Origin of the sequence: Pedobacter sp. (assembly GCF_035566355.1) — a bacterium.
Lineage (GTDB): Bacteria > Bacteroidota > Bacteroidia > Sphingobacteriales > Sphingobacteriaceae > Pedobacter.
In genome coordinates, this window is sequence record NZ_DATMRL010000546.1 from 1 (window position 1) to 20,942 (window position 20,942).

Annotated in this window: 18 protein-coding genes; 6 read left to right on the forward strand and 12 right to left on the reverse strand. The window is 40.0% G+C overall.

What is annotated here, in order from left to right; genetic code table 11:
• On the reverse strand, positions 1-207 hold a 207-nt coding region (locus VNZ46_RS21400), incomplete at its 3' end, for a hypothetical protein (RefSeq protein ID WP_325562417.1).
• Positions 208-696: 489 nt separating this feature from the next.
• Entirely contained in the window at positions 697-1,563 is an 867-nt protein-coding gene (locus VNZ46_RS21405) for a LysR family transcriptional regulator (protein ID WP_325562419.1), read from the reverse strand.
• 91 nt (positions 1,564-1,654) lie between these two features.
• Here VNZ46_RS21405 and VNZ46_RS21410 point away from each other — a divergent pair, with 91 nt between their 5' ends.
• From VNZ46_RS21410 to VNZ46_RS21430, 5 genes are all read left to right on the forward strand, one after another.
• On the forward strand, positions 1,655-2,173 hold the full coding sequence (locus VNZ46_RS21410; protein WP_325562420.1) for a GNAT family N-acetyltransferase: 519 nt from the start codon (positions 1,655-1,657) through the stop codon (positions 2,171-2,173).
• Positions 2,174-2,374: 201 nt separating this feature from the next.
• Positions 2,375-3,352: a helix-turn-helix domain-containing protein gene (locus VNZ46_RS21415; protein ID WP_325562422.1), complete on the forward strand. Its 978-nt coding sequence runs from the start codon at positions 2,375-2,377 to the stop codon at positions 3,350-3,352.
• A 107-nt stretch (positions 3,353-3,459) separates the two neighbouring features.
• Entirely contained in the window at positions 3,460-4,083 is a 624-nt protein-coding gene (locus tag VNZ46_RS21420) for a class I SAM-dependent methyltransferase (protein WP_325562424.1), read from the forward strand.
• Between the two features lie 32 nt (positions 4,084-4,115).
• Positions 4,116-5,258, forward strand: coding sequence for an AraC family transcriptional regulator (locus VNZ46_RS21425; protein WP_325562426.1), 1,143 nt, complete (start codon positions 4,116-4,118; stop codon positions 5,256-5,258).
• Positions 5,259-5,426: 168 nt separating this feature from the next.
• Positions 5,427-6,254 carry a C10 family peptidase gene (locus tag VNZ46_RS21430; RefSeq protein WP_325562427.1) on the forward strand — a complete coding sequence of 276 codons (828 nt, stop codon included), beginning with the start codon at positions 5,427-5,429 and terminating at the stop codon, positions 6,252-6,254.
• A gap of 170 nt (positions 6,255-6,424) precedes the next feature.
• Here the strand turns inward: VNZ46_RS21430 and VNZ46_RS21435 are convergent, their stop codons facing one another.
• Both VNZ46_RS21435 and VNZ46_RS21440 read right to left on the reverse strand, forming a co-directional pair.
• Entirely contained in the window at positions 6,425-8,803 is a 2,379-nt protein-coding gene (locus tag VNZ46_RS21435) for an ABC transporter permease (RefSeq protein ID WP_325562429.1), read from the reverse strand.
• Positions 8,804-9,130: 327 nt separating this feature from the next.
• Entirely contained in the window at positions 9,131-9,883 is a 753-nt protein-coding gene (locus VNZ46_RS21440; RefSeq protein ID WP_325562431.1) for a hypothetical protein, read from the reverse strand.
• 147 nt (positions 9,884-10,030) lie between these two features.
• Here VNZ46_RS21440 and VNZ46_RS21445 point away from each other — a divergent pair, with 147 nt between their 5' ends.
• Entirely contained in the window at positions 10,031-10,612 is a 582-nt protein-coding gene (locus tag VNZ46_RS21445) for a methylated-DNA--[protein]-cysteine S-methyltransferase (RefSeq protein WP_325562433.1), read from the forward strand.
• A gap of 8 nt (positions 10,613-10,620) precedes the next feature.
• Here VNZ46_RS21445 and VNZ46_RS21450 read toward each other — a convergent pair whose 3' ends face one another.
• The 8 genes from VNZ46_RS21450 to VNZ46_RS21485 all read right to left on the reverse strand — a co-directional run.
• The gene (locus VNZ46_RS21450) at positions 10,621-11,493 is read right to left on the reverse strand and encodes a hypothetical protein (protein WP_325562435.1); all 873 of its coding nucleotides are present in this window, start codon (positions 11,491-11,493) and stop codon (positions 10,621-10,623) included.
• 11 nt (positions 11,494-11,504) lie between these two features.
• Positions 11,505-14,276, reverse strand: coding sequence for a TonB-dependent receptor (locus VNZ46_RS21455; RefSeq protein WP_325562437.1), 2,772 nt, complete (start codon positions 14,274-14,276; stop codon positions 11,505-11,507).
• Positions 14,277-14,383: 107 nt separating this feature from the next.
• The gene (locus tag VNZ46_RS21460) at positions 14,384-15,340 is read right to left on the reverse strand and encodes a cytochrome-c peroxidase (RefSeq protein WP_325562439.1); all 957 of its coding nucleotides are present in this window, start codon (positions 15,338-15,340) and stop codon (positions 14,384-14,386) included.
• 53 nt (positions 15,341-15,393) lie between these two features.
• Positions 15,394-15,993, reverse strand: a complete 600-nt coding sequence (locus VNZ46_RS21465) for a YceI family protein (protein ID WP_199080196.1) — start codon at positions 15,991-15,993, stop codon at positions 15,394-15,396.
• Positions 15,994-16,014: 21 nt separating this feature from the next.
• Positions 16,015-17,304, reverse strand: a complete 1,290-nt coding sequence (locus tag VNZ46_RS21470) for a TlpA disulfide reductase family protein (protein WP_325562442.1) — start codon at positions 17,302-17,304, stop codon at positions 16,015-16,017.
• Positions 17,305-17,329: 25 nt separating this feature from the next.
• The gene (locus VNZ46_RS21475) at positions 17,330-18,637 is read right to left on the reverse strand and encodes a TlpA disulfide reductase family protein (protein WP_325562444.1); all 1,308 of its coding nucleotides are present in this window, start codon (positions 18,635-18,637) and stop codon (positions 17,330-17,332) included.
• Positions 18,638-19,216: 579 nt separating this feature from the next.
• Positions 19,217-19,573: a response regulator transcription factor gene (locus VNZ46_RS21480; protein ID WP_325562446.1), complete on the reverse strand. Its 357-nt coding sequence runs from the start codon at positions 19,571-19,573 to the stop codon at positions 19,217-19,219.
• 152 nt (positions 19,574-19,725) lie between these two features.
• Positions 19,726-20,942: DUF885 domain-containing protein (locus VNZ46_RS21485; RefSeq protein ID WP_325562448.1), on the reverse strand; the 1,217-nt coding region annotated here is incomplete at its 5' end.

Below are 20,942 nucleotides of genomic sequence, written 5' to 3' on the forward strand. Positions count from 1 at the left end.
CACACCGGTGCCAGCACCACCAGCTAACATTTTCCCCAGAAAACTAGGATCACCTCCGCTTGTTGCATTTTTCAATACACCTGCCAGAACCGCAGGAACACCTGCAGAGAGACCATTTTGAATCTCTTCCTCCCTTACACCAGCTTTTTGGCTTAAAAATGAGACGACACCGTTCATTTCATTCTTAATTATTTCAATTAAATTCATGTTTATAGTTTTAGGTTAGAAATTCAAACATAGACTATATACCTCCTCTCCTGTCGTCGCACAACTATTTAAACACAATATGTTGATGCTATTCTTAAATTTAAGCTAAAACCTATAAATAGGCAAATTAAGCGACGACATCGGCGCCGTTCATTATCACGCATTTTGAAAAAATCGAATAGAAACTGACAAATCACTGTAAATGAACAAAATGACTTGCTTATCCCAACAAAACCCCACTCCTATGTATCAGATCCAATCTGGTCGGTAGAAGGCTTATAGATGATTCTATGTACTGGCTATAACAAGGGGTTGAAAGACCGGTACGTAACTCGCATATGAACCGCATATGAAATTAAAAATCCCGATTGAGCTGCGTTTCAGGTGCGTTTTAGGTGCCTTTTCGTGCGCCGTTTGTTATAGGGACAACATAGGCTTACTCTATTTTCTTAATACCAACAGGGGCCATAAAAATGAGGCGACGCGATTCTATATACCACGTATAAGTTTTAATATATTAGCAAGTACCGGATTATTATCGTCAACTCGCCAACTCAGATAAAGGTCAGTTTTAAATGGAAGTCTAATAAATCTGACCCCTGGAATTTCGTGGTCGATATAAGAATCTGGTAATATTGCAATTCCAAATCCCTTTCTGACCAGGGCTATAATTGTAGATCCAAATTCAGAATGTAAATACACGTCTGGTTCTATATCAAGTGATTCGAACATCTGTTGGATCAGGCTATTGTAACTGCTACCCTCGTCCTTAACAGGTAATATAAATTTCTGATTTGCAAGTTGCTCTTTTGACAAGTCTTTAGCAGTCCGAAAACGATGAGCATCTGGTACAACCAATGCTAAGTTGTCTGTGTAGATTTTTTCAAATCTTATCCCCTTAGCTTCATTTTTATCTCGTGTAATCACCAGATCAAGTTTATAATTGCTTAGAAATTCTTGCTGATTTTCATACAATACTTGTACAAGTTCTATCTGCAGTTTAGGAAAGGTTTGGGAAATTCGCGAAACAATATCTGGTATCAGCGACCCGGAAATAGAATCAGGGTGAGCAATTCGTATTGTTCCGTTCTCACCTAAATGAATCTGTCTGGCAAATTGATGAATGTAATTGATTTCAGTCAATTCTCTGGTCCATTTTTCCTTCAAAAACTGACCTGCTGGTGTAAGTTTAACATTACGTTTATTACGTTCAAATAATTGGATGCCCAAATCGCTTTCCAGAGCCTGTATCTGACGACTCAAGGCAGATTGTGTAATATGCACCTTCTCTGCTGTTTTCCAGAAGTGAAGTTCATCCGCCAGTGCTAGAAAATATTTTATTTGCTGCAAATCCATTAATGCAAGATACGCATCAATAAATCATAAAACAGCATTTTTCCACATTATATAGCACAGTAAATTTGTAAACAGATTAAGCAAACAAGTTATGAATACCATAAAGATTATAAGAGTTGTCGAAAAAGATATTACAAAACTTCAGGAAATTGGCCGTCAAACGTTTCACGAAACTTTTGCTGAGGTCAACACCGAAGAAAACATGAAGGTTTACCTGGAAAAGAGTTTTGCAATGGATAAACTGACCCGGGAAGTTAACAATGAACACGCTCAGTTTTACTTCGCAGTTTTAAATGATTTAGTGATTGGCTATTTAAAAGTCAATGTAGCCGCGGCGCAGACGGAGGCAATTGCAAATGATAGCCTTGAAATTGAACGGATTTATGTATTGAAAACATATCAAGGAAAGAATATCGGCCAAATGCTTTACGATAAAGCAGTCCGCATCGCTAAAGATTTAGGGTTGAAATCTATATGGTTAGGTGTATGGGAAAAAAACCATTCTGCAATTGGTTTTTATCGGAAGAATGGTTTTGTAGAATTCGATTCACACATTTTCCATTTGGGTGAAGATGTCCAAACAGACTTGATGATGAGAAAAGCTGTTTAGTTCAGCTGACCTAGTCCCGTCTCTCCTTCTAATCCGGGCGGAACTGGATTAGAAGGAGCACAACTTGCTTTTGCAGATCGGTTTACAGACAAATATTCATGATTATTTATTTCGAATTTAACATACTATATTAATAATAAACATAACTTGCACCACAATTAAGTTACAATATTTTCGCTCGATATATATCTGTAATTCATCATGCAAGAAAAGTTATCTCAAATTGGTAACGCCTCAAATCCAGCACATCAATTAATTGATGTTTTTGCTTCCTATTCGCCTATTAGTGAAGAATTGAAAGCAGAACTCGATCTATTACTTAAAGTTCGTGAACTCAAAAAAGATCACCACCTGGTTAAACAAGGAGAATATTGCAATCACTTCTATTTCCTTGTAAAAGGTATCCTTATCTCAACCACGAATAGAAATAATAAACAACTCACCAGCTTCATCATTCCAGACAGAAACTTTGTGACCTCCGTTTCAGGCATGTATGGATATAAACCGTCCGATGACAGCATATTTGCGATAGAAGACTCTCTTGTAGTGAGTTTACATGCAAAAGACATGCTTTATTTCTATCAGCAATATCCTGAAATGAACATCATTATGCGCTGTATTATGGAGCGTTGCTTTCAGGAAGCTCACGAACGCTCCAACATGATTAGATTAGGTACTGCCAAAGAAAAGTATCAATACCTATTGGCATCAATTCCGGACCATATAGGGCGAATTCCACTTGTGCATCAGGCAAATTACTTAGACGTCCGGCGGGAAACACTTCAAAGAGTTAACAAGGAACTGGATATAGAAAGTGACCAGGTAAAATGTAAACAACTACTTGCAAAATTGGATGCCCATATAGATAAACACAAAGATTTCCTGCAAAAAACCATTACACTAAAAAAGCTAGCCCACATTCTCGAAATGCCAGCTCATCAGTTGAACCACCTGATCAGAAACAAACACAACAAGAGCTTTATTCAATTTATCCACTCCTTAAAGATAGACCTGGTCAAAAAAAGACTCGAAACCACTACGGACTGGAAACACTTTACACTGGAAGCCATTGGTGCAGAAGCTGGATTCAAATCGAGAAGTGTATTTTTTTCAGAATTCAAAAAACATACAGGGATGAGTCCCGGAGAGTATGCCCGTAAACTAGGCGAATTAAAATAAACAATTGCCAGAAAAAAACCTCACAACCACAGATATTATCCCTTCTGTAGATAGAAGTGTTATGTTTTTCTTGCTAAATTGCATAATCAACAACACACAATTGGATTATGGCAAATGAAACCGAAAAACCTGAATTCTGGGAATCAGCTTTTGGCGAGAAAAAAGAAATGTGGGGCTTTGAACCAGCAAAATCCGCTGTATTGACAAGAGATTTTTTTGTTCAGAAGTCAGTGAAAAGCATACTTATACCCGGAATTGGCTATGGTCGAAACGCACAAATCTTCAAGGAAAGCGGAATAGCAGTAACCGGGATTGAAATTTCAAAAACAGCCATTGAAATGGCAGAAAAACATTATGGAACAGATATGGCGATCTATCATGGATCCGTAAAAGACATGCCATTTAACAACGATCTATATGGTGGCATATTTTGTTATGCCCTAATTCATTTACTGGACGATAGTGAAAGAAAAAAACTAATTCATGACTGCTATAACCAACTGTCAGAGAATGGTTATATGGTATTTACCGCGATTTCAAAAGAAGCTTCTACTTACAGACAAGGTAAATTCATCAGCAAGGATCGTTATGAAATATTTGAAGGGGCCCAACTTTATTTTTATGATTCTGATGCTATAAAATCAGAATTTGGCAAATATGGATTATTTGAAGTCACTGACATCAATGAAAGTCAGCCATTCTTTATAATCAAATGCAAGAAAGGAACTTAGCAAGTACCATAACATCAGCAAAATTAGGGGCCATGGATCATAATATTACCATATTCAACACCATTATTCTTGTTGGTATATTCCAAGGGATGATTGGGTTGATGTGCTGGATTTTTAAGCCAAACAAGAATAGCGAAAACACCTTGTTAGCCTTGATCATCACAGTTTTAATGCTATTAAGCTTCAAAATTCTGCTGCATACTTTCGGCCTTTGGCAACATCCGGGCTGGCGTTATTTTCCTCTGGCTATCGACACCACTATTCAACCCCTATTTTACTTATACACCTGCTCGGTAACAACCCAGCACTATCTTTCTTCAAGAAAACAATTATTACACTTCATTCCCACGATGTTGTTTTTGTGCCATGCTTTCATCGTTTATATAGCAACGGCAAAACAAGGAAATATTCTCCTGAAAGATCAGGTAGCGGAATTATTTTTTTATAATCAATTAAAATTCACAGAAGATGTTGCGGCTATTCTATCCGGTATAATTTATTGGTTTCTTTCCTTCCAACGTATAGCAAGGTATAGAAAATGGTTGTTTGAAAGCCAATCCGATACAGGTTTTTCAGAACTCTCCTGGTTACGCAATCTTTTGATATGCACTGGCTTACTTCTTCTCTCTTTAATTACATCGTCTTTAACACAAAACATGATGCCCTCTGGGCGGGGTTATTTTATTTATACCCGCCTTTTTTACATCTATATGTCCCTGACGACTTTTTATCTGGCTTACAGAATAATCATTTTTTTTTCCCAGAATAATCAGTTCCCTATCCTTAGAGTAACTTCAATTCAGCCTGCTAAATCTCAAGCAATTGATAAGACAGCAAACTATGTGGTAATCCAACAGGCAATCTGTCACGCCTTTGAGATAGATAAACTTTTTTTAAATTCTCAACTAAGTTTAAAAGAGTTATCCATTGCCATAGGATTTCCTCTTAATCAAGTCTCCGCGGCGATCAACTATGGTTCGAACCGAAATTTTCGGGATCTGGTAAATAAGTACAGAATTGAAGAAGTCAAGAAAAGATTTGCTAATCCCGAAAATAAACGATATTCTCTTACAGGTATAGCTTTTGATTGTGGTTTTAATTCTGAAGCCAGTTTCTACCGCATATTCCGTCAACATACCGGATACTCGCCCAAAAATTATTTTTCCAGCAAATAAAACTAAGATTTATTTACACTCAAAACTTGTTTTAAGTGGCCTGATAACCTTATAAAGCCCATTTTTACAAGAAAAATAAATTATGAAACCATCATGATTTTTTAAACCACACAGTGGTATGAATAAATCTGATAGCTTCATTACAATTGAAAATCAAATTATATACAGATGAAAAAGATCATTATGCTGCTACTGGTGGTGAGCTCCTTTGTACCTTGTATCGCTCAATTAAGTAAAGACCAGGTCGCCAAGCAGGCTCCTCTCCTTTTAATCAAAGAAAAACACTTATTAAACACACAATGGGACCAGTGGGGAATTTATGCTAGATACACTCCCAAGCAGCAAGTTTTAGGCTGCTGGAGTACAGCCTTAGCACAAATCCTTTACTATCATAGGCTCAAACCTTTCGGTTATGCAAATTACATATGCTCCAATGGCTATGTGATAAAAGATACTTTGTCTAAATACAATATAAGATGGAGTCATTTCCGATATTTACTTGATAAAAATAGCCCTGAGAAAAGCATTTCAAGTGTTGCCCGTTATTCTTATCTTACTGCAATTGCCGTGAGGAAAGACTTTGGTAGTGAGAGATACCTTGAACTCGTTAATCCAGCTCCACAAATAGAAAAACACTTCCCATGTGATGCTAAGTTCTATGGTTGCTTTACGGGAGATCTCCCTTTCACTCCTGAACAACTCAAAACTATTGCTGAAAAAGAAGATATACGACACATCATTGATCGTAGTCAAACAATAAATCTTATTCAAAAAGAAATTGACAACAAAATGCCTGTTTACTTTCATTTTGGCAATTTCTCCAATTATGGACATTCTACTGTAATTGACGGTTACCGCAAACAGGGTAATATCTTTTTTGTACACATCAATTATGGAGCCAGCGGTTTCCGTAATGGCTGGTACGACCTTTTTAAACCTATAGATGTTGACGACGACATCAGACTAAGAGCATTTGTAACTATTCACCCTAAATGAAAATCATTATCCGATAAAAAAGCAAAAAAAAATCCAAAGCTTTTTATCAATCATGCCCGGTCTGCACCCAGGAAAATTGGATTTAATGGTCGAACCTCAGAGCCTGTAAGGCTCAGAGAGACCATAAATCCAATTTTCAAAACTCTGTAAATCAAAAAAGAAATGGCTATCTACTCATATTTTAGTGCATCTACTGCATTTGCCTTCGCCACTTTAAAACTCTGCAAACTAACCGTTACCAAAGCAATACACAAAGAAATCGTTCCTGCAATAATAAACGGACCCGGACCAACCGTTACTTTGTAATCATAGCTTTTCAACCAACTGCTTATACAAATAAAGGCAACAGGAAATGCAATCAAATTCGACAACAGCACCAATTTGATAAAATCTTTGTTCAGTAAAATCAAAATACTTTTCAAATCGGCCCCAAGTACCTTCCTGATGCTAATTTCCTTCTTCCGTTGTTCTGCCATATATAGGGCCAGGCCAAGCAGACCCAGGCAAGAAATAAAAATCGCAAATCCACCAAAAAAATTAGATAATATGCTCAGGCGCTGTTCAAGTTTCAGCTTATCTGACATATCCTGATTAATAAAGGTCAACTGCACCGGGTATGCAGAATTAAACTTTTGACTGATCTGTTTAATTAAATCCACAGAAGTACCTGCACTTTGTTGAGGATTCAGTCTCATTAATAAAACTCTGCTCATGCCAACATTGTAGAAGAAAAAAGTTGGAAGTGTCTTAACACCGAGCCGCTCATTGGAATAATTTTTAATAACCCCTACAACAGTTAACGGCGGATTATCGCTCCAGCGAAGGACCGTTCCGACAGGGTCTTTAATGCCCATCACCGCTGCGAGGGCCTCATTAATCAGCACTGAAGTAGCTGTATCTGCTACAAATTTCGGAGAAAAATCTCTACCCTTAACAATATGCGCCCCTATTGTTTTGCTAAAATTAAACCCTATGCTCCTGAAGTCAATGACCGATCGGTCATTCGCCGCCTTTCCCGGCCAGCTTAAGCCCCCTGTGATAGAACCATTTTCGGTAAAGGATTGTGCAAATTCAGAGGAAGAAACCACCGCTCCTGATTTAACCAGTTCTGCTTTGAAAAGCTCCAGCTTCCTGGCATCTTTAAGCGCCCCCTCCAAATCCATTTGGACCAGATTATCCTGGGAAAACCCCAAAGGCTGGTTCCTCATAAACTGAATTTGGGCATAAACAATAATTGCGCAAACAATCATGCAGATAGACAAGCTAAATTGCAGCACAACCAGTGTTTTACGGATCGGCAAGGAAGATCCTCCGGTTCCTGTAGATCCTTTTAGAACCTTAACAGGAATAAATGATGATAAATAGAAAGCCGGATAACTTCCTGCTAAAAAACCAGTCAGCAGCACCAAAATAGAAATGATGATCCAGAATAAGTACGAACTATAATCTATTTCCATAGAGATTTCCAGCAAATTATTAAAATAAGGCAAGCACAGTTCCAAAAGCCCAAAAGCGATAAACATAGCAATTACAGAGAATAACATGGATTCTATCATAAATTGACTCATCAGGCTTCTACGGGTAGAACCCAGAGCTTTCCGAACCCCAACCTCACGTGCTCTTTTCTCAGAACGGGCAGTAGAAAGGTTCATATAGTTGATCGTCGCAATAAGAAGTACACAAAAAGCAAGGAATAGAAACAACTTAACCTGATCAATTCGTCCCCCAGCGGGCTTACCATTCACAAACTCATTATACAGATGAAATTTACTGTAAGGAAATAGAAAAGCTTCAAGTTGTGTTTTCGCATCTTGATTCTTAATCATCTTCCTCACAGAGGCATCTGTAGACGCAAACTGATTGTTGTCTTTAAGCTTAAAAAACGTAAAGCAAGTGATAGCACCCCAGCCATTTTCTTTATCATCGGGATGCTCCTGATCAAAAAATGCCCAGCTCAGCAATGCATCATATTGTATACTCTGATTTTTTGGAAGATCTTCTACTACTGCACTTACCTTTAACAATTTTCTATTGTCATATTTTAAAGTCTGGCCGATGGGATTACTATTTCCAAATAGCTTCCGGGCTGTAGATTCGGTAATCAGAACTGAGTTGGGCGCACTTAAAGCTGTAGCCGCATTCCCGTAGATAAACTTATGTCCAAAAATCTGAAGAAAAGATGGGTCTACACTTTTCGCGTCCAGCTTATAGTTTTGCTGCTGGTAGCTGAATAATTTTGCATCATCCCTGCCCATCGCCATCCGGCTCGCCTGCTCAACTCCGGGCAAGGTTTGCAGTGCTTCAGCAGCAAGTTTATTGGGAGTTGCAACTGTTGTAGCCAGTTTTCCATTGATATCAATATTTAACCGGCTAATATAAATCCGGTTAATGTCTTTAAAGTGTCTGTCATAACCCCACTCGTAACCCACGTACAGCAACAATAGCAAGCAACAAGCCATTCCAATAGCCAGTCCGCCAATATTAATCAATGAGAACCCCTTATTCTTTGTAAGATTACGTATCGCAATTTTTAAGTTGATGAAAAACATAAGAATCAATTTTCATAGAGATGGCCAATTGTATGCCATTTACAAAAATAGGCCTTTACAATCAAAAAAAGCTCATTTGAAAAACTCATTGTTCATTATCGAACAGTTCATGTCCACCATCGAACAAATAAGTTGAGGAGATTAACATCCAACACACCATATCGGCCTGCACCCAATCTAATCTGAACCGTACCGGTCTGCGCCACTCCGGTATGCACCATGCCGGTCTGCACCCAAGAAAATATGTTTTCATGAGCGAACCTCAGAACCTGAAGCTCTTCGCGCAAGGTTCAGAGAGCTCAGAAAACATATTTTCCCTCAAATAAACTATTGATTATATGTATTCACAGCCCTTTCCAAATATCTTGAACCAGACCTGTTAACATAAAACCCACCAGCAGCAAAACCCAAACCGACACCCAACAGTAAAAAACTGGAGGTTAAATTGGGTCCTTTATACGTAGGAACATTATCTCCACCAAAGCCAGGCTCTGAAGTAATATCATGTCCTCTCGTTGCAAAAGTAATGAGCCCGGCAAGAACCGATGCTCCTGCCGCAGCATACAATAACGTACCTGTATTGGTCTTTGTCCTGTAAACATTCAAAAGAGCTATACTTTCTGCATTGTCGGCCATATCATCTTTCAGATTTCTGTAGTTTACATTTTTCAAGTCCTGGTACCCTTTATTGTAGTACAGGCTGACATCAGCAGCAGTAGCCCGCCCACGTCTAAATCTGGAATAACGGTCATAGATCAGGGGATCATAAGTGATCTGCTGATAAAGATTAATTTTCCCCTGTACAATCCGCTCTGAAAAGGCCCCGTAACTACCATAATTCAGCTTACGGGTATTTGCAAAAAAACCGTCTTCATTGTTATAGAATTTAACCCGATCCGTGTTAAACCTCCGCGAATCAGCCTTCAATTGCCAGGTATTGAGAAAATCCGGCCTTAATCTGATCTTGCTGGCATAAATTACAGAATCGGAATTGAGGTAAATAAAGTTTCTGGATTCGTCCACTTGTGAACGGGCGCTCAGGGCATAGCTTGCCAGAGCGATGATGAGTAATTTTTTCATATCGGTTTGTATTTGTGTGTACTCAATACTACAAAATTTCTAACCTAAAGTTCTTGTGTAAGCAAGAAAATACATAGATGCCCAAATCAGCAAGAAATGGGTTTTTATTGATCGTCAATTGCTGTACTTTTACATAAAAACAAGCTTATGAAAACGCAGCAAACTGAATCGGAAATAACGGAAAACAGCAAGGAAATATCAATCATCAGCACAATAGATATTTCCACCCCATTAGGACCCATGATTGCAGGCGCCACAACTGAAGGCATATGCTTTCTAGAGTTTAACGATAGGATCAGACTCGAAAAGGAATTTATTGATTTAAAGAAACTGCTTAATGCAGTGATGAAGCCTGGAAGAAATCCACATTTAGATCAGCTGGAAACAGAGTTGGCGGAGTATTTTGAAGGAAAACGCAAGACTTTCTCCGTTCCTTTACATACCCCAGGCAATGACTTTTCGCTTGCCGTATGGGAATCATTGCAACAAATACCCTATGGAACCACTTGCACCTATAAAGAACAGGCAGATAGGATGAATAATCCCAAAGCGATCCGTGCAATTGCTTCTACAAATGGCCGCAACCGTCTGGCTATCATTATCCCCTGCCACCGGGTCATTGGAAGTAATGGCTCAATGACCGGATATGCAGGCGGGATAGATAAGAAAAAATGGCTCCTAAGATTTGAAAGGAGCCATTCAGAAGTGCCTGCCGGCAGCTTATTTTAGTTGACCTTCTAATTATGTTTAATCAAAGTGGCACGAAGCGCGGGCGAAGCTCCCCCTTTAAATCCGCTGATAAATAGAGTATAGATTTTTCCCTGTTCCAGGGTAATTCCGCTAAGACTACTCCCATTTAAAGCAAGTACAGATTGACTGACATGATCTCTCACCTCCAGATTCAGACTATTACCGGCATTCACTTCTTTAAAAGGGCCAATTGTTTTCCAGCTTAATCCAGGAATAGTTGCAGGTGCCTTACCGCTTGCATCATAAGTAATGACAACCTGATCACCGAAATTACCATAGGCGACTTTGTTAAACACCGCCGCTCCTCCAGCATAAGCCAGATCCACATTGGAAGCATCAGGAGAAAAATTAGCAAAACGGACTTTGGCTTTACCAGCAGCTGGTGCAGAGAGGTCATCGTATACAAGGATCAGACTGTCCCGGTTTCCTGGATTGAGTTTACTTGGTTTTAATTTTGGAACGGCAAAAAGGGTATGGTAATAGGTAGCTATTGGTCCATTAGGGCCTGAAAAAGAGGTTTTATCAGTTTCTTGTACAAAACTGGCACTTCCACCAAATACATAAGAGGATTTGTAGGTAGTGTTGCTTCCTTCTGTAGTATTGTACTGTACTTTCCCAAACTGGGTATCAAGATAGTCTGCACTGGCTGTATTACGGGCAATAGAGGTTCCATTAATCTGTCTGGTGAAGTCCAGGAAATTAATAGCTGTATTGGTGTTTAAGGCATTGACCAGTTTTACTTTGGCACTTAGTGCTGGTCGGTCGGCATTATCGCTGTCCAGATAATCTGTTTTCTTACAACTAAGGAAAGCGATGGCAAGTAGAGAAAGTTGTGTGATTTTTAAGGTATATAGTTTCATGTTTTTCTGAATTAAAATTTCGCAGATATTCTTACAAAAGGTTGTATACCGGCATTACTTCCGGACTGGGTTGCGCCAGGGGCTGGCAAGCGGGTAATATTACTGCCTGGTGCCGGAATACTGTAATCGCCCAGCACATTGAACAGATTATTGGCGCCTATGGTGGCCTGAATAGCTGGTGTAATTTTATACCCTGCAGAAATATCCGTTACCCAGATTGGGCTGAATTTCTGATCGTAATAATCTGGCTTAGGGAAATTGGCATTAAGCTGTGATACGGTGGTTACAGATCCAAAGTATACGGTACGCAGCAGCAGGTTGAGTTTTTTGTAAGTATAAGTTCCTTGTAAAGTGATTTTCTGGGAAGGAATATTGCTCGTTACCCGTGCTTCTTCGGATTCATCGAAAATGATATACCTGTAAGCCTCTAATCCTTTTGGCGTATTCACTTTAGTGAGCGTAGTTTTAAGGAAATTACCTCCGGCAAGAAAAACAGCATTAGCTCCATTATTAAATAAAAAGCGGTAGCTTCCTGTAAATTCAACACCGCGCGTTCTGGTACTAAAGGAATTGTAAAAGAATTTGGCCTGAACGGTTCCGGTCTGGATAAAAAGACTTCTCACATCAGCGGGCAGGTTTGGATCAGTTGCGGAAAAACGACCCGTATTCCCAACTCTGTCATTAATGTCTACCTGATAAGCATCGATGGTGAACTCTACATTTGGGATAGGCCTTGAAGTAAGGCCAGCTGAATAACCTTTCGATTTTTCGGGAGCCAAAGTTGGAATACCCAGGGCTTTGGTAGCTGGATTAACATTGTTAGCAGTAACCTGGTCTATAGCTACTCCGTTCTGGAAAGTAGTCGAGGTTTCTGTATAATAGTACTGAGCCAGATCTGGTGCCCGGAAACCCGTGTTAATAGACCCTCTGATACCCAGCCAGTCGGCAAAGCTATACCTTGTAGCCCCCTTATAGGTGAATACACTTCCAAAATCCTGGGAATGCTCCACACGTACCGCACCGGATACCAGCCATTTGGAGGTTAGGTTTAATTCTACATCTAGATAACCAGCAGAGATAGACCGGTTCACATCCACTTCGTTCGAAGGCCTGAAGCCTGCATGAATCTGGGATCCCGGAGATAATCCGTTTAAGGGGGTACTTCCAACAGAAGCATAATACGGGATACCCGAGGTCGTGGTATCTACACGGTAAATGGTTCTCAGGTCGGCCTTGGAATAGGAAGCTTCTTCTCCGGCAATGATCTGATAAGTTTCTACCCTGTACTGACCTCCAAAGGCCACATTTAAGCCTTTTAATACTTTGTCAAAATACCGGGAAAAATCTATACTGGAGGTATTCTGACTGGCATTATAACTTCCTGCATCAAATTTACGTGGTGATTTTTGCCCCAAACTGGCATTCATGGAATTACTGATCACATTTCCAAAACCGTTTTTTCCGTATACATTGGAGAAGTCTACCGTCCAGTTCTGGACTTTGGCTTTTAAACCAATTGCAATAGACTTATCCGTAATAATATTATCCATTGCAGGTAAAAATCCATCCGGGTAGAGAAATGTGTTGTTCCGTTCTGTCCAGCCTGGCAATCTGTATACCGCAGTAAATTGGGAGTTGCGGTGGCTGATTCCCCCAAATGAATAGATTTCTACATTTTCCTTTACCGGAATGGAAGCATTAAAAAAAAGCAGTCCGTCAATGGCTTTATTGGTGCTTCCCCGCTGATCAAAATAGTGTCGGTCTATCCCTCTGCCCGCTATAATGGCATCATCAATTTCCCGTGTATAGATCTGGTCAAATCCCCTGGTATTTGCTCCTCCACCATAAGCAGGGCCAATGTAAAGACCGGCATCACTATTGCCTACCGGCAGAGAAACGGCCTGAGTCGCAAATTCACCAGTTACATTGAGGAATCCGCCTTTATCGCCAATTTTAACACCATAATTACTACTGGTTCTGGTGGTTAAACCATCTCCCCTTCTTCTGGCACTAGCGGTTGAAGTGAGGGACAATTCATCCGTACTTTTTTTAAGTACAATATTAATAACCCCCGCGATAGCGTCTGAACCATATTGGGCTGCGGCACCATCTCTAAGAATCTCAATACGTTCTATGGATCCGGTGGGTATAGAGTTCAGGTCATAGCCGGTTGCCCCATTACCCAATCCACCCCAGCTGATGTTGGAACTCTTATGGCGTCTTTTTCCATTAACCAGGACCAGTAACTGATCTACCCCCAGCCCCTTAAGTTGTGCGGTAGAGGTGGCCGAGGCAGCATCTCCTCCTCCGGACACAGAAGAATTAAAAGATGGCGAAACATATTGCAGCAATTGAGTAACACTGACCTGGGGAGAGGTTTCCTGCAGGCTTTTTAAATCGATTACATCTATAGGGGTAGCTGAATTGAGCTTGGTCCGGTTTACGTTCCTTGAGCCTACAATTTCCAGTTCATTGAGGGTATTGTCTTTTGAAGCCACCAGGCTTACATTGATCTGGCTGTTTCCACCAATCTCAACTTCTTTGGTTTCGTAACCTAAATAAGAAAACAAAAGGTATTTCCCATTTTTTACAGTGATTTTAAAACTACCATCCGTATTACTGACCACCCCACCACTCAGTCCTTTTACCCGGATGGAAACCCCGGGCAGTGGCAGTTGATCGGCAGAGGAACTTACGGTTCCGGTGATTGCCCTGGGTTGGGCATGGGTCTTTGTGGAGATAAAGAGCATAAACAACAGGTAAAAGAGTATATATTTTTTCATCGAAATATCAATATGTTGGTTTAGGTTTGGATATAAAGGCTCCTGTTCACCTGTTCTGAGGTAAATTGTGGTGTATAAATGAAGCCAGTTGTTGAGTGTTCCGGAGGTTATTTTTTCAAAAACCGATCATCTGTCAGAGAAAGTAAAAAAGCCTCGAGGTCGTTGATTTCGTCTTTAGTAAGGCCAAGGGGTTTGCTTAATGCAAGGTCTCTGTTTTTACCATTTTTGACCACATCATCTGGTGCATTGTAATAATTGATCACCTCTTTCAAGGTCTTAAACATGCCATTATGCATATATGGTGCAGTTACGCCTACATTTCTGAGGCCCGGTATTTTAAACTCACCTATGTGTTCTGCATTTTTAGTGACCTCGTACCTTCCGGCATCATTGAGTTCTTTGCCATTAAACAAGCCAATACTTTTAAAACGGTCAGCTGTAAAATCTTCTCCTGAATGGCATGTATTGCAGTTGGCTTTTCCGATGAACAGCATCCGTCCGCGGATGGCTGCCGGAGAAATGGCATGGTCATCGCCGTTAATGTATCTGTCATATGGGCTGTTAGAGGTTTCCAGGGTACGTTCATAGGCGGCAATGGCCTGTAACATATTTTTTTCGGTAGGGAGCGAATTAAATACTTTCTTAAATAATTCTACATAGAGCTTACTGCGGTTGAGTCTTTCCAAAGCTTCTTGAGCAGAAAGATTCATTTCGACCGGGTTAATGATCGGCTGCAGGGCTTGTTCTTCCAGTGAAGCTGATCTACCATCCCAAAACAGGTGGGAACGTCCAGATAGATTGGTTACTGTCGGCGTATTCCTGGCTCCTTTTGTACCTCCTACACCCAGGCTTACAACAGAGGTATCTGCAAAAGCAAATTCTGGTTTATGGCAGGATGCACAGCTAATGCTCTGGTCTTTGGAAAGTATAGGATCAAAAAACAATTTCTCTCCTAATCTTTCTCTGCTGTTGATTTCAGCAGGATCGTCTGCCTGAAAACCAACTGTCATGGTAAGGACGAGCAAACTTAAAGCAGTAAAGATTTTTATTTTATTTCCTTTCATATCGGATTTTAACAAGGAAGCTGCCCATTGGACAGCTTCTTTATAAGATTCGGTTACTTGTTGGCTACCAGCGCGACATTCAGATCAAAATCATCATAGATCAGTTTATCACCCAGGTTTTCGAAGAAACTTTTTGACCTGAACTTGATTCCATACTTACTCCGGTCTACAGTGATCTTTGCATTGGCCGTCAGTTTAGCGTTGTCGACCTTTACTGTGGCTGGGAAAGAAACCTCATTGGTTACCCCTTTGATGGTCAGCTTCCCTTTGATATCATATTGTCCACCTGTCAATGGTTTGGCAGAAGTAATGACAAAATTAGCTTTGGGATATTTCTCTACACCAAAGAAATCATCACTTTTTAAATGACCAAGGAGTTTGCCATTGGTTTCTGCATCAGTTACATCAGTTACCGTAATGGATTTGGTGTCAAGTTCAAAACTCCCCCCCTTTAAGACATTATTTTCTACATTCAGTGTTCCAGAGCTGACGGCTATGGTGCCGCTATGCTCACCGGTCGCTTTCTTAGCTTGCCAGTTGAGTTTACTGCTCTGACTATCTACTTTGTAGGAAACTGTTTTGAAAGGTGCAAAGGCGTAAATACTGCCAGCAAGCAGTAGAACTGCGAGGTTTTTAAGGTTTGTTGATTTCATAAAATTGTGGTCTGTTTACATTTATTTAGATTGTGCATTAAAATAGTCAGCATCTGGCACCGGCTCGGCAATGAGTTCATTTAAAACTTTGTTAAACTTTGCAGCATACTCCTCATAATATTTTCCAGTTACCTGACCTGTAAAGCCGGTATAAATTTCCCTGACTTCCCCTTTGCGGTCTATGATAATGGTGGTCGGATAAGCAATGAATTTGTTCAAGGCCGGAAGTTTATCTGCAACGAGTCTTTTGTCGGCGAGGCCGCCAAAAAGGATATCATACTTGATCTTGTATTTATCACGGAGTTTACCCAAAACATATTTTCCATACTCAAGGTCATCTTTTTGCTCAAACCCTATGGCAATAGCTTCTACACCACGATCTTTATTCTTATCGAACCATGGAGCAAGGAAAACCGTCTGGTCTGTGCAGTTTGGACACCAGGTTCCTACTAACTCCACGATAACCACTTTACCTCTATATTTCTGATCCCTAAGCGATACCGGCTTTCCGTTAAGATCAGGAAAAGTAAAGTCTAGTTTTTTAACACCTTCTTTTAGATGCGTGAGCTGATAGGGATCTGGAAGTTCGGCCTTCGCATCTTTAACTCCTGTAAATTTCAGGTTATCGTAAATTCCCTGGCTAATCTCTCCCGAAATCGTACCATCATCATTAATATGTCCTTTGTAGATTTTAGGACTTGGACCAGTAAAACCTGACAATACAAATTCATTGCCCTGTACAGTACCTTCCAGTTCCCGGCTGTCACCGGTAACCTGCATGATGACACCAGTGAGTTTATTACCGGTTTGTTTCAAAATCGCCACCTTATTTGGCACGGCTTCTTTAGAGAAACCTTTAAATTCCCATTTGCCTGTAAGATCTGCTGCTGGTGTGATATCCTTTCCTGGTTCTACAAAACGGTAAGATTTGCCTTCTTCAGCCGTAAAAGGTAGTGAATTGCCGCGAAGACCCGGAACCAAACTGCGGTATTCTCCGCTGATTCTGCCATCAGACTCTATTTTAGCCACCAGAGCAGCATCGTAAGTATTCATTTTAATAAACAGGGAGTCTTTACCTAATCTTTCTACATGGAAATCGTCGCGGCGGGTTCCATTGATTAATGTAAAAACAGCGTGCTCCGGATCTTTACCTTTCAACTCAAAGTTGAAAGGTACTTCATTCTCACTAATTCTGAAGACACCACGCCAGATGCCTTGCTTAATAAAAGGTGCATGGTCATCCGCGTAGGTGGCAGATGCAGCCAGTGTGACCAGACCGAGGGATAATAGCCCTATAATTCTTGTTTTCATATTTTTTTGGTTTGATTAGGTATATTTATTTCCCTGTAGCAGCAGCTGAAGCAGAAGCAGTTACTGAACGAACAGGTTCTGCAATCAGTTCGTCGAGTACTTTATTGAACTTTGCTTTATAAGCTTCAAAATACTTTCCGGTTACGGTTCCTGTATAACCGGTATAAATTTCTCTGACTTCTCCTTTGCGATCAATGATAATGGTGGTTGGAAAAGCGATGAATTTATTAAGTGCAGGTAGTTTTTCAGCAACTACTTTTTTATCGGCTATACCTCCAAACAGAATGTCGTACTGAATATCATATTTATCTCTGAGTTTACCCAGTGTATATCTGGCATAATCGAGATCATCTTTTTGCTCAAAACCTATTGCAATCGCTTCTACGCCTCTTTTTTGATTTTCCTTAAACCATGGTGAAAGGAATACAGTTTGATCTGTGCAGTTCGGGCACCAGGTACCAATGGTCTCTATGATCACCACTTTACCTTTATACTTATCGTCGCTCAGTGAAACCTGTTTACCGTTAAGGTCCGGGAAAGTAAAATCCAGTTTTTTATACCCTTCCTTAAGGAAAGTGAGTTTGTACGGATCCGGAAGTTCGGCTTTGTCATTTTTGATACCATCAAACTTTAAGTTTTTATAGATTCCGAAACCCTGCTCACCACTAATACTGTTGTCAGCATTAATGGTTCCTTTAATAATGAAGGGGCTTGGGCCGGTAAAGCCAGACAATTGAAATTCGTTACCTTGTACAGTGCCTTCCAACTCCCTGGTATCACCTACTACGGTCATAATTACACCGGTGAGTTTATTACCAGTTTGTTTTAATAGGGCAATGGAGGCAGGTACTGCTTCTTTAGTGTAGGTTTTAATCTCCCACTTACCTGAGATGTCATGAGTAGGTTTAACATCTTTACCTGGTTCTACAAAACGGTAGCTTTTTCCGGGCTCTGCAACAAAAGGAAGGGAGTTGCCACGAAATCCAGGAACCAGACTGCGATATTCTCCGGTCAGCGTACCATTATCCTCAATTTTAGCCACCAAAGCTGCATCATAGGTATTCATTTTGACGTAGATCGAATCTGCTCCTCTTCGTTCTACATGAAAATCATCTCGCCTGCTGCCATTTAAAAGTGTCAATACGGCATGCTTGGGATCTTTGCCTTTAAATTCAAAGTTAAAAGGAACCTTTGATTCACTGACATTAAATTCGCCGCGCCAGATGCCTTCTTTAGGAAAAGGTTTCAGTCCGGCAGCAAAGGTATGACCACCCAGTAGTAATACGGCTGCGAATAGTTTAGTTGCGGTTGGATAGGTTTTAATTTTCATCATCTTAATTATTACATGTTAATTTATATGCTACTCGATAGCTTAGTCTGAGCAATTTTCTCCTTGCGGAGATTTTGCCAGAAGTACCGCGAGGTTACTTCTTTATTATAAATCAACTAATTAATGGTGGTGATTAATTAGAGGTGGTATTTGTTCAGTCCCGATATCCCCCTTTATTACAGCAAGCCCGAATAAATGACCACCATAATATTCCGGTTACTAAATGCCGGGGGATATCAGGACATCCCAAATCAATAGCTGTTGGTTCGTACAGCTGCTTTTTATTCCGTAAAATTTAAATTTTGACCCTTAAAAAAATTGTGTTTTTAACACATACAACACCTGCAACAACAACAGTTTTCCACGCACCTGTTAGGGTGGTCATGCATGGAAAAATAGATTCTAATTGTTGTTTTCATATCAGGTATGACTGCGTTATTTTCAATAATTAATGTCAAAGATAGAAATGAAATTTGAAAAAACAATTAGTTCTACTAAAATAGTAGATATTATTTTCAAACAAGACTGCTTTTTAACGTTAAAAAACTGATATAGAAACACTTAACCAAAAACAAAAATCAATTAAATATGATCTCCTATCCTCTTTAATAAGGTTTTCAACTCAAATGGTTTACTTAAAAAGTCATTAGCGAAGTACTGATCAATCATTTCATGCTGTGGAAAATGAGCAGACATCAGGATAACGGGTACTTCCTGCATACCCCTCTCCTGTTTTAGATTTTTACAGAGTTGTAGACCGTCCCCATCAGGCAACCGGATGTCCATCAGAATAAGATCCGGATGGTGGTGTACCATATGTTTTTTAAAATCATAAGCAGATGCAGAAACACTAACATCATAACCTGCGTCCTGCAATGTAAATTCAATGATGAACCTGATGTCTTCGTCGTCTTCTACAACATGAACTTTTTTTTGCATGAGTTGCGTTATGGGTTTACAGCTCAAGTATAGGCTTATTACTTTAACTCTGATGTTCCTTCCGATTAAGAAAAAGTTAACTACAAAATTTTAAACTAAAACGGTCATCTCCGGCAAACCGGGATGACCGCAATATCTGTTTATAAAGAAGTTTATTGCTGTGTTTTGACCCAGTTATCCATCTTATTTTCAAATACACTCAGTGGCAGTGAGCCGTCTTTAAGTACCTGATTATGGAATTCAGCCAGGTTAAACTTTGCACCAAGTTCTTTTTCATATCTGTTACGCAGCTCACGGATTTTCATTGCGCCTATCTTATAGCCTAAAGCCTGTGCTGGTATGCTCATATATCGCTCAATTTCTGCAGTCGCCCCTTGTTCGTTAATGGCCTCATTATCCATCATATATTTGATAGCCTGCTCTCTGGTCATGTTTTTAGTGTGAATAGCCACGTCGACCACTAAACGAATGGCCCTGTGCATTTCATCACCCAATGCACCCATATGCTGATAAGGATCAGTATACAGCCCAAGCTCTTTACCCAAAGACTCACAATACAGGGCCCACCCTTCTACATAAGCATTGTGCATTCCGAACCTGCGGAATTTGGGTAAGCTGGTATTCTCTTGGGTAAGAGAAATTTGATAATGATGTCCTGGAATAGCCTCATGAAGAAATAAAGATTCCATTCCGGAGGTAATGTTAAACTTGGCGGCATCGAGGATTGGTACATAAAAAATACCTGGTCTTTTTCCATCTGCAGAGCCTTGATTGTATTCCGCGCTTGCTGAAGCAGCTCTAAAGGCTTCAGTTTGCCTGATCTCAAAAGGTGTTTTAGGAACATGATTAAACATCTTTTTTAAATTTGGCTCCATACGTTTATGGATATCCTCAAAAGCATCCAATACCTGTTTGGGTGTTTTATAAGGCATAAATTTAGGATCGTTGCGCATGTATTCAAAAAAAGCATGCAGGTCTCCCTTAAAACCAACTTTGTTTCTGATGCTGTCCATTTGATTTTTAATCCTTGCCACCTCTTTCAAACCTGTCTGGTAAATTTCTTCAGGTGATTTAGTCGTAGTAGTCTGCTGTCTGACCAGGTAGGTATACATCGCCTTACCACCTGGCAAAGCAGAAAGGCCAGAAGTTGTTCTGGCTTTTGGTAGATATTCGTTCTTCAGAAAATCACCCATTTTTTTATAGGACGGAACGATTTCGTTTAAAATGGCTTTACTATAAGATTCGGTAAAACGCTTTTTATCTGCTTCTGAAAAATCTTTCGGAAAATTGGTAACAGGACCATAGAAAAGGCTCTTCTTTGGATCGCTGACCACCATACTGTACATTTGGGGATACATTTTGACCACTA

Excerpts from the sequence above, each read along its gene's own strand:
- VNZ46_RS21405 (WP_325562419.1), bottom strand. The coding sequence starts at position 1,563 with ATGGATTTGCAGCAAATAAAATATTTTCTAGCACTGGCGGATGAACTT.
- VNZ46_RS21410 (WP_325562420.1), top strand. The coding sequence starts at position 1,655 with ATGAATACCATAAAGATTATAAGAGTTGTCGAAAAAGATATTACAAAA.
- VNZ46_RS21415 (WP_325562422.1), top strand. The coding sequence starts at position 2,375 with ATGCAAGAAAAGTTATCTCAAATTGGTAACGCCTCAAATCCAGCACAT.
- VNZ46_RS21420 (WP_325562424.1), top strand. The coding sequence starts at position 3,460 with ATGGCAAATGAAACCGAAAAACCTGAATTCTGGGAATCAGCTTTTGGC.
- VNZ46_RS21425 (WP_325562426.1), top strand. The coding sequence starts at position 4,116 with ATGGATCATAATATTACCATATTCAACACCATTATTCTTGTTGGTATA.
- VNZ46_RS21430 (WP_325562427.1), top strand. The coding sequence starts at position 5,427 with ATGAAAAAGATCATTATGCTGCTACTGGTGGTGAGCTCCTTTGTACCT.
- VNZ46_RS21435 (WP_325562429.1), bottom strand. The coding sequence starts at position 8,803 with ATGTTTTTCATCAACTTAAAAATTGCGATACGTAATCTTACAAAGAAT.
- VNZ46_RS21440 (WP_325562431.1), bottom strand. The coding sequence starts at position 9,883 with ATGAAAAAATTACTCATCATCGCTCTGGCAAGCTATGCCCTGAGCGCC.
- VNZ46_RS21445 (WP_325562433.1), top strand. The coding sequence starts at position 10,031 with ATGAAAACGCAGCAAACTGAATCGGAAATAACGGAAAACAGCAAGGAA.
- VNZ46_RS21450 (WP_325562435.1), bottom strand. The coding sequence starts at position 11,493 with ATGAAACTATATACCTTAAAAATCACACAACTTTCTCTACTTGCCATC.
- VNZ46_RS21455 (WP_325562437.1), bottom strand. The coding sequence starts at position 14,276 with ATGAAAAAATATATACTCTTTTACCTGTTGTTTATGCTCTTTATCTCC.
- VNZ46_RS21460 (WP_325562439.1), bottom strand. The coding sequence starts at position 15,340 with ATGAAAGGAAATAAAATAAAAATCTTTACTGCTTTAAGTTTGCTCGTC.
- VNZ46_RS21465 (WP_199080196.1), bottom strand. The coding sequence starts at position 15,993 with ATGAAATCAACAAACCTTAAAAACCTCGCAGTTCTACTGCTTGCTGGC.
- VNZ46_RS21470 (WP_325562442.1), bottom strand. The coding sequence starts at position 17,304 with ATGAAAACAAGAATTATAGGGCTATTATCCCTCGGTCTGGTCACACTG.
- VNZ46_RS21475 (WP_325562444.1), bottom strand. The coding sequence starts at position 18,637 with ATGATGAAAATTAAAACCTATCCAACCGCAACTAAACTATTCGCAGCC.
- VNZ46_RS21480 (WP_325562446.1), bottom strand. The coding sequence starts at position 19,573 with ATGCAAAAAAAAGTTCATGTTGTAGAAGACGACGAAGACATCAGGTTC.